General features: G+C 68.1%; 14 protein-coding genes. 6 read left to right on the forward strand and 8 right to left on the reverse strand.

What is annotated here, in order from left to right:
• Positions 1-64: 64 nt before the first annotated feature.
• Both IAE41_RS13890 and rpsU read right to left on the reverse strand, forming a co-directional pair.
• On the reverse strand, positions 65-508 hold the full coding sequence (locus IAE41_RS13890; RefSeq protein ID WP_079225055.1) for a GatB/YqeY domain-containing protein: 444 nt from the start codon (positions 506-508) through the stop codon (positions 65-67).
• Positions 509-641: 133 nt separating this feature from the next.
• Positions 642-857, reverse strand: a complete 216-nt coding sequence (gene rpsU, locus IAE41_RS13895; RefSeq protein ID WP_002808376.1) for a 30S ribosomal protein S21 — start codon at positions 855-857, stop codon at positions 642-644.
• A gap of 165 nt (positions 858-1,022) precedes the next feature.
• Here rpsU and tsaD point away from each other — a divergent pair, with 165 nt between their 5' ends.
• The gene (tsaD, locus tag IAE41_RS13900; protein ID WP_200733517.1) at positions 1,023-2,048 is read left to right on the forward strand and encodes a tRNA (adenosine(37)-N6)-threonylcarbamoyltransferase complex transferase subunit TsaD; all 1,026 of its coding nucleotides are present in this window, start codon (positions 1,023-1,025) and stop codon (positions 2,046-2,048) included.
• Between the two features lie 33 nt (positions 2,049-2,081).
• Here the strand turns inward: tsaD and IAE41_RS13905 are convergent, their stop codons facing one another.
• Complete coding sequence (locus tag IAE41_RS13905; protein ID WP_200733518.1) at positions 2,082-2,735, reverse strand: hypothetical protein; 654 nt, start codon at positions 2,733-2,735, stop codon at positions 2,082-2,084.
• 509 nt (positions 2,736-3,244) lie between these two features.
• Between IAE41_RS13905 and folB the strand changes: the two genes are divergently transcribed.
• The 4 genes from folB to IAE41_RS13925 all read left to right on the forward strand — a co-directional run bounded on the left by folB (position 3,245) and on the right by IAE41_RS13925 (position 7,968).
• Positions 3,245-3,598: a dihydroneopterin aldolase gene (folB, locus tag IAE41_RS13910; protein ID WP_025878255.1), complete on the forward strand. Its 354-nt coding sequence runs from the start codon at positions 3,245-3,247 to the stop codon at positions 3,596-3,598.
• 58 nt (positions 3,599-3,656) lie between these two features.
• A complete protein-coding gene (locus tag IAE41_RS13915) occupies positions 3,657-4,928 on the forward strand; it encodes a mechanosensitive ion channel domain-containing protein (RefSeq protein WP_200733519.1) in 1,272 nt (423 codons plus the stop codon).
• Positions 4,929-5,066: 138 nt separating this feature from the next.
• On the forward strand, positions 5,067-7,241 hold the full coding sequence (locus IAE41_RS13920; RefSeq protein ID WP_200733520.1) for a glycoside hydrolase family 3 N-terminal domain-containing protein: 2,175 nt from the start codon (positions 5,067-5,069) through the stop codon (positions 7,239-7,241).
• Positions 7,242-7,395: 154 nt separating this feature from the next.
• Positions 7,396-7,968: a hypothetical protein gene (locus tag IAE41_RS13925; RefSeq protein WP_200733521.1), complete on the forward strand. Its 573-nt coding sequence runs from the start codon at positions 7,396-7,398 to the stop codon at positions 7,966-7,968.
• 72 nt (positions 7,969-8,040) lie between these two features.
• Here the strand turns inward: IAE41_RS13925 and IAE41_RS13930 are convergent, their stop codons facing one another.
• A complete protein-coding gene (locus IAE41_RS13930) occupies positions 8,041-9,219 on the reverse strand; it encodes a PQQ-dependent sugar dehydrogenase (RefSeq protein WP_200733522.1) in 1,179 nt (392 codons plus the stop codon).
• A gap of 166 nt (positions 9,220-9,385) precedes the next feature.
• On the opposite strand from IAE41_RS13930, the gene yiaA reads away from it, so the two are divergent.
• The gene (gene yiaA / locus IAE41_RS13935) at positions 9,386-9,838 is read left to right on the forward strand and encodes an inner membrane protein YiaA (protein WP_108758612.1); all 453 of its coding nucleotides are present in this window, start codon (positions 9,386-9,388) and stop codon (positions 9,836-9,838) included.
• Positions 9,839-9,966: 128 nt separating this feature from the next.
• Here yiaA and IAE41_RS13940 read toward each other — a convergent pair whose 3' ends face one another.
• The 4 genes from IAE41_RS13940 to IAE41_RS13955 form a co-directional block, all read right to left on the reverse strand.
• Positions 9,967-10,314, reverse strand: a complete 348-nt coding sequence (locus IAE41_RS13940) for a hypothetical protein (RefSeq protein WP_079220385.1) — start codon at positions 10,312-10,314, stop codon at positions 9,967-9,969.
• A 75-nt stretch (positions 10,315-10,389) separates the two neighbouring features.
• Entirely contained in the window at positions 10,390-11,688 is a 1,299-nt protein-coding gene (locus IAE41_RS13945; RefSeq protein WP_200733523.1) for an amino acid permease, read from the reverse strand.
• The gene (locus IAE41_RS13950) at positions 11,685-12,446 is read right to left on the reverse strand and encodes a L,D-transpeptidase family protein (RefSeq protein WP_200733524.1); all 762 of its coding nucleotides are present in this window, start codon (positions 12,444-12,446) and stop codon (positions 11,685-11,687) included. Before IAE41_RS13950 ends, IAE41_RS13945 begins: the two co-directional genes overlap by 4 nt.
• Positions 12,447-12,461: 15 nt before the next feature.
• Positions 12,462-13,310, reverse strand: coding sequence for a MurR/RpiR family transcriptional regulator (locus IAE41_RS13955; protein ID WP_108745785.1), 849 nt, complete (start codon positions 13,308-13,310; stop codon positions 12,462-12,464).
• Positions 13,311-13,466 lie beyond the last annotated feature (156 nt).

Consider the following 13,466-nt stretch of genomic DNA (forward strand, 5'->3'; position numbering starts at 1 on the left):
CCCCCCCCCCCCCCCCCCCCCCCCCCCCCCCCCCCCCCCCCCCGCTACCGGATGAAACGCTGGATTACGACAGCTGCTGCTTGACCAGCTTGGACACCAGGCCCATGTCGGCCTGGCCGGCCAGCTTGGGCTTCAGTGCGCCCATCAGCTTGCCCATGTCGGCCGCGCCGGTGGCACCGGTCTCGGCAATGGCGGCCTGGATGGCGGCCACGATCTCGGCTTCGCCCATCTTGGCCGGCAGGTAGGCTTCGATCACCACGATCTCGGCGCGCTCGATCTCGGCCAGGTCTTCACGGCTGGCAGCCACGAACTGGGTGACCGAGTCCTTGCGCTGCTTGACCATCTTGTCCAGCACGGCGATGACGGCGGTGTCATCCAGCTCGACACGCTCGTCCACTTCCTTCTGCTTGATGGCGGCGTTGATCAGGCGGATCACGCCCAGCTTGTGCTTTTCGCCCGCCTTCATGGCGGCCTTCATGTCGTCGGTGAGCTGCTGCTTCATGCTCATGAGGAACCTCGTGGTGGTGGTGGGGCAGGGGCGGATGCCCGAACCCGGAAACGCAAAAAGCCGGCGACGCTTGCGCGTGCCGGCTTCGGCTCCACTGCGACAGGCAAGCCCGTCGCAATGAAGATGCGTCCGATCAGTACAGGCGCTGACGCTTGGTGACGTCGCGCGACGAGCGGCGCAGCTGACGCTTCACAGCAGCGGCGGCCTTGCGCTTGCGCTCCTGGGTCGGCTTTTCGTAGAACTCGCGCTTGCGGGTTTCGGCCAGCACACCGGCCTTTTCGCAAGTGCGCTTGAAGCGGCGAAGAGCAAACTCGAAGGGCTCGTTCTCGCGGACTTTGACGCTGGGCATGGAATCTCCGGGACACAGTAGAACCGGGTCACGCCCGGCGAGCCGCACATTATAGCGGCGAATCAACAAACTGCAAGCGTCCAACCCTGAATGCGGGCCGGGGTTCGAAAGCAGTGGGATCTGCACGTCCCCCGAGGGGGCGGCAGGGGCGTCATAATAGCAGGCATGCGAGTCCTTGGCATCGAATCTTCCTGTGATGAGACCGGCGTGGCGGTGTATGACACCGACCTGGCCGGCAGCGCGGCCCTGCGCGCCCATGCGGTCTATAGCCAGATCGCGCTGCACGCCGAGTACGGCGGTGTGGTGCCCGAGCTGGCCAGCCGCGACCACGTCCGCAAGCTGCTGCCGCTGGTGCGCCAGACCCTGGCTGAGGCCGGCCTGGGCGTGGGCGACATCGACGGGGTGGCCTATACGGCCGGCCCCGGCCTGGTGGGTGCCCTGCTGGTTGGCGCGGGCGTGGCCCGTTCGCTGGCCTGGGCGCTGGAGGTACCGGCAGTGGGCGTACACCATATGGAAGGCCACCTGCTGGCGCCGCTGATGGAAGACGACCCGCCGGAAGCCCCGTTCGTGGCCCTGCTGGTATCCGGCGGCCACACCCAGCTGGTGGCGGTGGACGCCATCGGCCAGTACCGCCTGCTGGGCGAGACCCTGGACGATGCGGCCGGCGAGGCCTTCGACAAGACCGCCAAGCTGATGGGCCTGCCTTACCCGGGCGGCCCGCAGCTGGCCAGGCTGGCCGAGCAGGGCACGCCGGGCGCCTACCGCTTCGCGCGGCCGATGACCGACCGCCCGGGGCTGGATTTCAGCTTCTCCGGCCTGAAGACCCAGGTCCTGATGGCCTGGCGCGACAGCGACCAGAGCGAACAGACCCGCGCCGACATCGCCCGTGGCTTTGAGGACGCGGTGGTGGAGACCCTGTCCATCAAGAGCGAACGCGCGCTGGAAGCGGCGGGCACCAACGTGATCGTGGTGGCGGGCGGCGTGGGTGCGAACAAGCGCCTGCGCGCACGCCTGCAGCAGATGGCCGAACGCCTGGGCGGCCGCGCCTGCTTCCCGCGCCCGGCGCTGTGCACCGACAACGGCGCGATGATCGCCTTCGCTGGCGCGTTGCGCCTGCAGGCCGGCCAGCACAACCCGCCGAAGGTGGAAGTCACCCCGCGCTGGGACATGGCGACCCTGCCGGCGGTTTGAACCGGTAGCGCCGGGCCGCGCCCGGCGGACGCATCACGGGCGCCCCGCCAACGGCGATGCCGCCAGCACCGTCGTCGCCCGTTCATGGCGCTGCAGCCACCCCAGGGTATGCGGGCAGCGCGCATGGATCAGCCGCCCGATCGCGGCCAGATCGGCACCGATGTCGTGCTCGAGGATGGGTTCGTGGTGGGCGATGCGGTTGCGCAGGTGGCGGATGCGGTCGAGGTCGGCATGGATGGACCGACGCAGGACGGACAGCGGCGCCGAGGGTGCGTGTGGCAGCGCCAGGCTCATGGTCCCGGCCCAGATCGAATGCTCGAACCGTCGAGCGAACAACTGTTGCCAGAAGCCGAATCGCAGTTTGGCGATGACCTCCGGTACGTCCGTCGGAGCTCCGGCGCTGCCGTGGACATCGCATAGCGAGGCAAGCGCGCCTTCGGCAGGAAGGCTGCGCAGCAGCGCTGGATGCCAGGGCCAGCATCGACCATAACGATGCACCAGAGCCGTAGCGGCTGCATTGCGGATCACGACCTCGCAGATGTGCAACGGTGGCAGGAGAGCAGCACACATCTGCATGTTCCAGGCATAGAGCGTGGCCGGATCGGCTACGCAACGAGCAGCGATGCGCTCGTAGGTCGACCATCTTTGTCGTGATAGCGCTGCCTGCAGGATCCTGCTTTCCTTCATCAACTCACTCCCAGGGAACGTGGTTTCAGCTTGACCTTGGGATCGAGGCAGGAACATCAGAAAACGGCATCATGAATGTCAGTCTTTTTTCGTGGATCGGCTCGGTTTTCCACCCGGTCGTCTGCCGTGACGCATTTGCCAATTGACGGGTCTGGGAGGCGCTCCTAACCTTGCGGCGTGTGCTCCGGGACTCGCGGCTGGATTCCAGCTTCCCCTGGGGACGTTGAGAGGTACCAAAGGGCCCCGCTAGCAGGGCCCTTTGTCTTTTGAGGCTCGGGCGTAGTCGTGATCGCCTCTTGATCAGCTGGCCTGACCTGCTTCAGTTCCAAATACTGCACCACCGGGACTCGCGGCTGTTCAACAGCTCCCCCCGGGGACAAACGGTAGTACCAAAGGGCCCTGCTAGCGGGGCCCTTTGTTTTTCCCGCCGCACCCACGCCGCCGCCCGTTCCGGGCAGGCTCACCGTCGTGCCGTTACCATGGCCGCCTGTATCCAGCTGGTATCCGCAATGGACAAGGTTTTCATCGAAGGGCTGACGATCGACGCCCTGATCGGCATCTACGACTGGGAACGGCGGATCCGGCAGGACCTGGTGTTCGACCTGGAAATGGGCTTCGACAACCGCCGTCCGGCGGCATCGGACGACATCGCCCACACCCTGAACTACAAGGCGGTGAGCAAGCGCCTGGAGCAGTTCGTGCGCGAATCGGAATTCGGCCTGGTCGAGACCTTGGCCGAGCGCTGCGCGCAGATCGTACTGGACGAGTTCGACGTGAAGTGGCTGCGCCTGAAGCTGAGCAAGCCCGGTGCGGTGCGCGGCGCGCGCGCGGTAGGCGTGATCATCGAGCGCTCGCGCGACTGACCCGGTAGTGCCGGCCGCTGGCCGGCAACCCCAACAGCACTAAAGAAGGAGACAACCGATGGTGGATGCGGTGGTGGCGGTACAGTGGCTGGACAAGCTGCAGAACACACTGGAACCCTATCCCGGCGCCTACCTGGCGTTGATGATCACGGCGCTGCTGGTCGCCGCCGGCCTGGCCAACTGGGTGACCAAGCGCATCCTGGTGCGCGGCCTGCGGCGCTTGCTGCAGCGCCTGCCCGGCGCGGAATCCGGGCGCGGCAGCCACCTGATGCGGGTGATCGCGCGGCTCTCCAACGTGGTGCCCAGCCAGGTGATCGCCTCGGGCATCGCCCTCATCCCCGACCTGCCGCCTGGCCTGGTCAACGTCATCATCAAGCTGTGCATCGTGTGGGCGGTGCTGACCGTGTCGCTGGCGTTCTCGCACGCGCTGGATGCCGTCAACAGCCTGTACGAGCGCAAGCCCGATGCCCGCAACAAGCCGATCAAGGGCTACCTGCAGGTGGTCAAGATCGTGGTGTTCGTGGCCGCCGGCCTGTCCATCGTCGCCACCCTGCTGGGGGTGAAGATCGGCCCGCTGGTAACCGGCCTGGGCGCGGCCACCGCGGTGCTGATGCTGATCTTCCAGGACACCATCCTGTCGCTGGTGGCCAGCGTGCAGATCAGTGGCGATGGCCGCGTGCGCCTGGGCGACTGGATCGAGATGCCCAGCCAGAACGCCGACGGTGATGTCATCGACATCGCCCTGCACACCATCACCGTGCAGAACTTCGACAAGACCATCACCACCATCCCGACCAAGAAGCTGGTGACCGAGTCGTTCAAGAACTGGCGCGGCATGCAGGAGGCCGGCGGCCGCCGGATCAAGCGCGCGCTGTACCTGGACCAGCACAGCGTCGGCTTCCTGGGCACGGAAGAACTGCAGCGCCTGGGCCAGTTCGCGCTGCTGGGCGATTACCTGCGCGACAAGGCGCAGGAGCTGGAGCAGTGGAACGGGCGCCTGCGCGAGCAGGGCGTGGCCGAGGTGAACAGCCGCCGGGTGACCAACCTGGGCACCTTCCGCGCCTACGTGGAGCGCTATCTGCGCAGCCACCCGGGCGTCCATACCGACATGACCCTGCTGGTGCGGCAGATGCAGCCCACCACCGAGGGCCTGCCGCTGGAGGTCTACTGCTTCACCCGCAGCACCGCCTGGGCGGTTTACGAAGGGGTGCAGTCGGACATTTTCGACCACCTGCTGGCGATCCTTCCGGCCTTTGGCCTGCGGGTGTTCCAGGCCTCCAGCGACGCCATGTTGATGGCGGGGCAGCGCTCACTGGCCGGGTCGGAGTAAGCTCCACCCTCGCGTCCGCCCCCGTATGGGCCGCCCAGACTGTGGGCGGGCGCACGAAACTGAATGACGAAACCTCTCGCCAAATGGCCCGGGAACGCTAGAATGCCGGGCTTGTAAACGTTTTCATAAGGACAGCTGGTGGCCTCCGATCGCATCGAATCCCTCATTGCCCAGATGACCGTCGAGGAAAAGGTCGGCCAGCTGGGTGTCTTCGCGGACATGGTCCGCCCGTTTGCCCCGGACGTGAACCCGGAAGCCAACGTGCGCAACGCCGACCAGGTGCTGCAGCAGGTGCGCGAAGGCAAGGTCGGCTCGCTGTTCAACGGCGTGGGCGCCGAGCTGGGCCGCCGAATCCAGCAGGTCGCCACCGAGGAAAGCCGCCTGGGCATCCCGGTCATCCTGGCCGCCGACGTCATCCACGGCATGCGTACCGTGTTCCCGATCCCGCTGGGCGAAGCTGCCAGCTTCGAGCCGGACCTGGCCGAGCGCACCGCCCGTGCCACCGCCGTCGAGGCGACCGCCGCCGGCCTGCACTGGACCTACGCACCGGCGGTGGACATCGCCCGCGACCAGCGCTGGGGCCGTGGCGCCGAAGGTGCCGGTGAGGACGTGGTGCTGGGCTGCGCCTTTGCTGCTGCCCGCGTGCGCGGTTTCCAGGGCGGCGACCTGCGCGCGGCCGATTCGCTGCTGGCTACGCCCAAGCACTTCGCCGCCTATGGCGCGGTGATGGCCGGCATGGAATACAACATGGTGGACATCTCGCCGCAGACCCTGCGCGACGTGCACCTGCCGCCGTTCAAGGCCGCGTTCGACGCCGGCGCGATCACCGTGATGTCCTCGTTCAACGACATCAACGGCGTGCCGGCCAGCGCCAACGCCGAACTGCTGACCGACATCCTGCGCGGTGAGTGGAAGTTCCCGGGCGTGGTGATCTCCGATTACACCGCCGACATGGAGCTGGTCGCGCACGGTTATGCCGCCGACGACCGCGACGCCACCGCCAAGGCCTTCACCGCCGGCCTGGACCTGAGCATGCAGAGCGGCTTCTATGCCGAACACCTGCCGGGCCTGGTCGAGAGCGGCGACGTGCCGATGGCCGTGCTGGATGAAGGCGTGCGCCGCATCCTGTGGCTGAAGGAAACCATCGGCCTGTTCGACGACCCGTACCGCTCGCTGGACCCGGCGCGCGAAGCGGACACCTCGCACATCGCTGCCCATGACGAGCTGTCGCGTGATGCCGCGCGCCGCTCGATCGTGCTGCTGAACAACCGCGACAACGTGCTGCCGCTGCAGAAGACCGGGCAGAAGATCGCCCTGATCGGCCCGTTCGTGCAGGACCGCGAGAACATCGAAGGCTGCTGGACCCTGTTCGGCGACAAGCAGCGCTATGTGGATCTGGAAACCGGCGTGCGCGCGGCCATCGGCGATGAAGCGCTGCTGGAAGTCGTGCCGGGCAGCGAGCTGGAAGCGGCGATTCCGGGTGGCACCGAAGCGGCCGTGGCCGCTGCACTGCGCGCCGACGTGGTGGTGCTGGCACTGGGCGAACCGCAGCGTTACAGCGGCGAAGCGCAGTCGCGCGTGGAAATCACCCTGCCGCCGGCACAGCAGGCGCTGGCCGAGGCCGTGGCGATGACCGGCAAGCCGCTGGTGGTGTTGCTGCGCAACGGTCGCGCGCTGGCCCTGCAGGGCGCGGTGCGCAACGCGCATGCCGTGGCGGTCACCTGGTACCTGGGCACGCAGACCGGCCATGCCGTGGCCGATGTGCTGTTTGGCGATTACAGCCCGTCCGGCCGCCTGCCGGTCAGCTTCCCGCAGGTGTCCGGCCAGCAGCCGTACTTCTACAACCACCCGCGTACCGGCCGCCCGGAACTGCCGACCATGTCGGAGTTCAAGGCGCGCTGGCGCGAGATTCCGAACGAGCCGCTGTACCCGTTCGGCCACGGCATCGGCTACGCGACCTTCGCCTACGGCGTGCCGCAGCTGAGCGCGGCCCAGCTGGGCTGGGACGACACCCTGACCGTGACCACCACGCTGACCAACACCAGCGCCGTGGCCGGTGAGGAAGTGGTGCAGCTGTACATCCACGACCGCGTGGCCAGCCGCGTGCGGCCGGTGCGCGAGCTGAAGGACTTCCGCAAGGTCGCCCTGCAGCCGGGCGAGTCGATCGATGTGAACTTCACTCTGACCCGCGAGCAGCTGGCATTCACCGGCCGCGACGGCGTGCTGCGTGCCGAGCCGGGCCAGTTCGACGTGTGGGTGTGCGCCTCGTCGGCCGCTGGCGAAGCGGTGCAGTTCGAGCTGCTGAAGGCCTGACCGCACCGGCCGGAACCACCGGTGGAGCATCCACGCATGGCGTGGATCTACTGGCAGTGAGGCGCCGGGCCATGCCCGGCGTCCTCACCCATGGCAAACACGCCGGGCATGGCCCGGCGCTACCATCGGGGCATTCATTCGATGGAGCCCGCGCATGCGCAAGATTGCTTTCCTGATTCCGGCCCTGCTGCTGGCCGCCTGTTCGCAGCCGGCACCGCCGGCCGAGCCCGCGGCGGATGCACCGCCACCGATGACCGGCTCCACGCCGGCCGAAGCCGCGGCGAGCACCACGCCTGACCCGGCCGCTGCGCCGCAGGCTGCGGCCGAGCACGCCAGCGAAACCCCGGCGCCCGCTGCCGCCGCCGATGAAGGCGATGCGCGCGCACGCATCGACAGCGTGCTGGGCGATGCCGCGCAGTACGAGAAGGTGTTCAACGCATTCAAGACCGCCGTGGTCGGCGGCGACCGTGCTGCCGTGGTGGAGGAAGTGCGCTTTCCGCTGAACATCGCCGGTGGCAAGAAGATCACCGGCCCGGGCGAGTTCCAGCGCAACTACGAAAAGATCATCACCCCGGCGGTGGTCAAGGCGATGTCCGGGCAGGAGTTCAGCAAGGTCTTCGTCAACCAGCAGGGCGTGATGATCGGCGATGGCCAGGTATGGCTGACCGGCGAGTGCCTGGACAAGGCCTGCGCCCGCACCGAGGTGAAGGTCGGCACCATCCAGTAAACGCGAACGGCCCCGCATGATGCGGGGCCGTTTGGTATGGGCGATGCCGGCCAGCGGCCGGCACAACCGGCGTCAGGCCTTCGGGGTGAGCTTCAGCAGGCGGGCCTTGCTGCCGTCTTCCAGCAGCCACAGCGCGCCATCGGGGCCCTGTTCCACTTCGCGGATGCGCTCGCCCATGTTGAAGCGTTCGGCTTCGCGGGCGTTCTCGCCATCGAACGCCACCCGCACCAGCGAGGTGGACGACAGGCCGCCGATGAAGGCGCTGCCCTTCCACTGCGGGAACAGGGTGCCGTTGTAGAACATCAGGCCGGCCGGCGAGATCACCGGGTTCCAGGTGACCTTCGGTGCGGCGAATTCCGGACGGGTATCGTGGTCGGGAATCGGGCGGCCATCGTAGTGGTCGCCGTTGGAGACGATCGGGTAGCCATAGTTGGCACCGCGCTGGATCAGGTTCAGTTCGTCGCCGCCGGCCGGGCCCATTTCCTGCGCCCACAGCTTGCCGTTGGCGTCGAAGGCGATGCCCAGCACGTTGCGATGGCCCAGCGACCAGACCTGGGCGGCGACGCCGCCCTGCGAGGCGAACGGATTGTCCGCCGGCACGCTGCCATCGTCATTGAGGCGGATGATCTTGCCGAGGTTGCCGCTCATGTCCTGGGCCGGATCGAACTTCTGCCGCTCGCTGGAACTGATCCACAGCTTGCCGTCCGGGCCGAAGGCGAGGCGGTGGCCGTAGTGGCCCTGGCCGCTGACCTTGGGCGTCTGCCGCCAGATCACCTTCAGATCCTTCAGCGCACCGCCGCCATCGGCGTTCAGGGCCAGGGTGGCACGCGCCACGGCGGCGCCGCGGGTATCGAGCGTGCCTTCTTCGGCGTAGCTGACATACACCACGTTGTTGCGGGCGAAGTCGGGATGCAGGATGACATCGCCGAAGCCGCCCTGACCGCCGTAGGCGACCTTCGGCACACCGGTGATCTCATGCTTCTGGCCGCTGGCCAGGTCCAGGTGCTGCAGCTTGCCGCGCTTTTCGGTGACCAGCAGGCTGCCATCGGGCAGGAAGGTCATCGCCCACGGCTGGTCGAAGCGGCTGACCTCGGCGGCGGTGAACGGGCGCTGGTCGGTGCTGGTCGCTGCAGGCGCGGCCTGCGCAGCGGTTGTCGTGTCTGGACCGGCGGCACTGCAGGCGGTGGTGGCGAGGATGGGCAGCAGGCCCATGGCGAGCAGCAGGGGCGCACGGTGTGAAAGAGGGGTCATGGGTATCTCCAGGGTGGGGATGCGGATGGCCAAGCCCCGTTGTACACCACTGCGGTTGCACGGGGCGTGGTCCAAAGGTCCTGCTGCCCCCCTGTGCGGCGCGCGGCTGATCGACTACGGTGGGCCATCCGGGCAAAGCGTGCCCGTTGCCCGCCAAGGAACCGCAATGCATCCGACCGTCGTCTCCAAGCCTTCGCCCGCGTTCATCGCCGCCTCCTGGGTGGCCCTGCTGCTGGGCGCGGTGGCCTACCTGATCGGCCTGTTCAATGCCGAGATGGCCCTGAACGAGAAGGGCTACTACCTGACCCTGCTGCTGTTCGGCCTGTTCGCGGCGGTGTCGCTGCAGAAGAGCGTGCGCGACCGGGTGGAAGACATTCCGGTCAGTGGCCTCTACTACGCGCTGTGCTGGTTTGCCCTGCTGGCCTCGCTGCTGTTGCTGCTGGTCGGCCTGTGGAACGCGACGCTGGCGCTGAGCGAGAAGGGCTTCTATGGAATGGCGTTCGCGCTGTCGCTGTTTGGTGCGGTGGCGGTGCAGAAGAACACCCGCGACCTGATTGCCGCCAATGGCGGTGAACCGGCGCGCAAGGTGGCCATGCCGCCGCTGCCGGAACAGGACTGACCGCAGTTCCGTAGAGCCGAGCCCATGCTCGGCTCATGCTGGAATTGTAGAGCCGAGCCCACGCTCGGCTCAGGCCGCAAAGGTAGACGCAGCCGAGCATGGGCTCGGCTCTACAGTGGCGCGGCGTGTCAGCCCAGGCGCCCCAGGCGCGGGTCCACCGTGTTCGCCTCATCCCAGCCACGGCGCACTGCCGCGCGGGCCTGTTCCCACTCCAGGCGGCTGCGGCCACGATCGCTGGCCCAGCGCGATTCCAGCTCACGCTCCACTTCTTCGTAGGCGCGGATCACCTGGTCGGCGCGGGTCTCGTGGAAGCGCGCCGCATGGCCGACCTGGTAGGCGGGCTCGTAGTCATCGAACAGCAGGCTGGCGTCGTAATAGGGCTCGGCGCTGTAGCGGTCGCGCCAGTAGTCGGAAATGGTTTCGCGCGGGGTGCTGTCATCCGGCACGCGGCCGGGAATCTGGTAATCGGGGCTCATCGGTCGGGCTCCGTGGTGGACGAAGCCTGATGGTGCCCGTGCGGCGGTTAACCGCCCGGGCCGGTTGCGTGAAGATCAGGTCGCGTCGGCCTTGCGCGGCAGCAGGTAGATCACCGCACCGATGGCGAAGGCGACCAGCGCAGCGGCGATGTTCTGCCAGCTGGCACTGGCGAACAGCGCCACGCACAGCAGCAGTGCCAGCACCGGAATGAGCGGACCGCCGGGCAGCTTCAACGCGCCGGGCCGGTCGGCATAGCGCTTGGCCAGCACCAGCACCGCCGCCGCCGTACCGATGTAGGCAAACAGGCGCGTGGTCATCGACAGCAGGGCCAGCTGCACGAACGAGCCGGTCAGGGCCAGGCCCAGCGCGATCAGTCCCTGGCAGAAGATCGCCGCGGCCGGCGTGCGGAAGCGCGGATGTACCTGCGCCAGCACCTTCGGGCCGTAGCCATCGCGGGCGAGGGCGAACAGGAAGCGCGGGCCCATCATCATCGTGTTGCTGTTGGTGCCGAGGATGGAGATGGTCGCGCCGACGGTGAGGATCAGCGCCAGCGCCTCGCCACCGAAACCGGCGGCGGCATCGGCCAGGGGCGTGGCCGAACTGGCCAGGCCGGCCAGCGTGCCCTGCGCCACCAGCTGTACCGCGCCGTAGATGACCGTGACGGTGACGATCATGGTGATCAGCGCGAACGGGATGTCGCGGCGCGGGTTGCGGTATTCACCGGCGGCGGCCGGGATGTTCTCGAAACCGGCGTAGGCGTACAGCAGCAGCAACGCGGCTTCGCCCATGCGCTGCAGGTCGTGCGGGTCCGGGCGCTGGCCGGAGAACGCCAGCTTCGGGTCGATGTAGAACGCGCCGATGGTCACGAACAGCAGCAGCGGCAGCATCTTGCCGATGACCAGCACGATGCCGGTACGCGCCGCCGAGCGCACGCCGATGATGTTGACCCCGGTGAGGAAGCCCAGCGAGAGCACGATGACCGCGATGCGGCCCATGCCGGCACCGGCCCACGGCCAGAACCGCGCGACGGCATCGGCCAGTGCATTGCTGAGCGCCGCGGCCGAACTGATGCGGGTCAGCCAGATCATCCAGCCGATCTCGAAACCGGCGAAGCGGCCGAACGCTTCGCGCGCGTACAGGTAGCTGCCGCCGGGTTCATCGAAGTAGCTGGCGGCCTGCGCGTAGCACAGCACCAGCAGGGCCACGACGATGCCGGCGGCGACCACGCCCCACAGGCTGAAGGGGCCGAGCAGGGCGACGGTGGCGGCGGGCAGCAGGTAGATGCCGCTGCCGACCACATCGTTGATGGACAGGCCGACGATCTGCCAGCGGCTGACCGCACGTTGCAGCTGCGGTTCGTCCTGCGCGCTCACTGGCTGGCTCCGGCGAGCGCGGGCAGCTGCCACTGCGCCTGCAGGCGCGTGTACTCGGCGCGCGGCAACAGCACGAAGCGCGGCGTGTCCTGCGGCCGCAGCCAGTCCAGCAGCGCCTGCATGCGTGCCTGCGGCATGGCCGTGCAGCCGGCGGTGGCCTCACCGGGCTGGCGCCACAGGTGGGCGAAGATGCAGCTGCCCTTGCCGGGCTGGTTCTGCGGGTTGTGCGCGATCACGAAGCCTTCCTGGTAGCGCACGTCGCCCTTGTCGTGCAGGTCCAGCCGCATCGGCTCGGTGGAGCCTTCCACGGCGGCGCGGCCGACCTTGGCCGCATCGACGATGCGGTTGTAGAACGGCGAGGCCGGCACATCCATGCAGTAGCTGCTGTCGAGCATCGGCTGGTACGCCATCGCGGTACCCGGGCGCGTGCCGGCATACCCGAACGCACTGCCCAGCGCGAACACACCGGCCGGGCTGCGGCCATCGCCTTCCTGCTTCTGCGGGCCGTCGCCCTGTGCCGGGTGCAGGCCCAGGCCCCAGGCGCTGCCACTGCGGCCCAGCGCCACCGGGAAGGCCGTGCCCTGTGCGCGCCAGCCCTTGCCGTCGCGCACGAACGCCTGCAGCTGGCCCTGGGTGCTGTCCCAGCCCTCGCTGGTGACCACGATCAACTGCCGCGCGCCATCCAGCGGCGCAGCGTGGAGGGACAGCGACGCGGCCAGCAGCAGCGCAGCGGTGACAAGGCGGGACAGCGGCTTCATCAGCAGGCGCTCCGGTCAGGAATCGAGCAGGTGGTCAATGCGTTCCAGGTTTACCGCCAGTTGCCGCTGGCGATCTGGATTGGCGTGGCAGAGCAGCACGAACAGGAAATCGAGCAGGGCATGCATGGCGCTACGGTACAGCAGCTGCGCCACCTGCGGCGTGCGGTCGTAGGCACACACGACCAGTGATGCATCGGCGTGCGCGCGCAGTGGGTTGGCGGTGTGGCGGGTGATCGACACCACCTTGCCGCCCATGTTCTGGAACTGCCGCGACAGCTGCGAGAGCTGCGGCAGATTGCCGTACTCGGAGAACACCAGCAGGGCATCGCGGGGGCGCGCGGCCGACAGGTTGGCCAGCAGCAGGACCGGATCGGTGTGCGGTACCACCAGCAGGCCGAGCAGCGACAGCCGCATGGCGAACTCGCGCGCGAACAGGCCGTCATCGCCCAGCCCGTACACGAACAGCTTCGGCGCGCCGTCCAGCAGCTGCACGATGCGTTCGATCTCCTCGCGCGGGTTGGCCTGGCGGGTTTCCTCCTCGGCCTGGGCCTTGCTGCGGCGGAGGGCATCGCCCAGGCGCAGGTAGTGATCGCCGTTGTCCGGTTCGCTGGGGGCCTGCTGCGGGTCGGCACCGGCGCGGGCCACGTCCTGGCCGATGGAATACTTCAGGTCCGGGTAGCCCTTGAAGCCCAGCTTCTGGCTGAACTTGACCACGCTGGACTGGCTGATGCCCAGCGCGCTGGCCAGCTGCTGCGAGGAGTAGTCGCGCAGCAGGTGGGCGTTGTCGAGGATGAAATCGGCGATGCGGCGTTCGATGGCCGACATCTGCCCGCGCTCGGTTCGGATTTTCAGCAGGGGCGGCATGCGGGGCGTCCGGGGGTCTGCAATTGCGTTGCGGTTGGCAGCGTAGAGCGGATTATGCGCTGGGTCGCGCGCGTGCCAGCCGCGAAGGGGTTACGGGGTGGAGCAGAAGCAAGTGCATCCACGCATGGCGTGGATCTACCGGGGCGCGGCCCTTGT

Source organism: Stenotrophomonas sp. S39, from assembly GCF_016624665.1.
Lineage (GTDB): Bacteria > Pseudomonadota > Gammaproteobacteria > Xanthomonadales > Xanthomonadaceae > Stenotrophomonas.

Coding starts and splice junctions, on each gene's coding strand:
- IAE41_RS13890 (WP_079225055.1), bottom strand. CDS start 508: ATGAGCATGAAGCAGCAGCTCACCGACGACATGAAGGCCGCCATGAAG.
- rpsU (WP_002808376.1), bottom strand. CDS start 857: ATGCCCAGCGTCAAAGTCCGCGAGAACGAGCCCTTCGAGTTTGCTCTT.
- tsaD (WP_200733517.1), top strand. CDS start 1,023: ATGCGAGTCCTTGGCATCGAATCTTCCTGTGATGAGACCGGCGTGGCG.
- IAE41_RS13905 (WP_200733518.1), bottom strand. CDS start 2,735: ATGAAGGAAAGCAGGATCCTGCAGGCAGCGCTATCACGACAAAGATGG.
- folB (WP_025878255.1), top strand. CDS start 3,245: ATGGACAAGGTTTTCATCGAAGGGCTGACGATCGACGCCCTGATCGGC.
- IAE41_RS13915 (WP_200733519.1), top strand. CDS start 3,657: ATGGTGGATGCGGTGGTGGCGGTACAGTGGCTGGACAAGCTGCAGAAC.
- IAE41_RS13925 (WP_200733521.1), top strand. CDS start 7,396: ATGCGCAAGATTGCTTTCCTGATTCCGGCCCTGCTGCTGGCCGCCTGT.
- IAE41_RS13930 (WP_200733522.1), bottom strand. CDS start 9,219: ATGACCCCTCTTTCACACCGTGCGCCCCTGCTGCTCGCCATGGGCCTG.
- yiaA (WP_108758612.1), top strand. CDS start 9,386: ATGCATCCGACCGTCGTCTCCAAGCCTTCGCCCGCGTTCATCGCCGCC.
- IAE41_RS13940 (WP_079220385.1), bottom strand. CDS start 10,314: ATGAGCCCCGATTACCAGATTCCCGGCCGCGTGCCGGATGACAGCACC.
- IAE41_RS13950 (WP_200733524.1), bottom strand. CDS start 12,446: ATGAAGCCGCTGTCCCGCCTTGTCACCGCTGCGCTGCTGCTGGCCGCG.
- IAE41_RS13955 (WP_108745785.1), bottom strand. CDS start 13,310: ATGCCGCCCCTGCTGAAAATCCGAACCGAGCGCGGGCAGATGTCGGCC.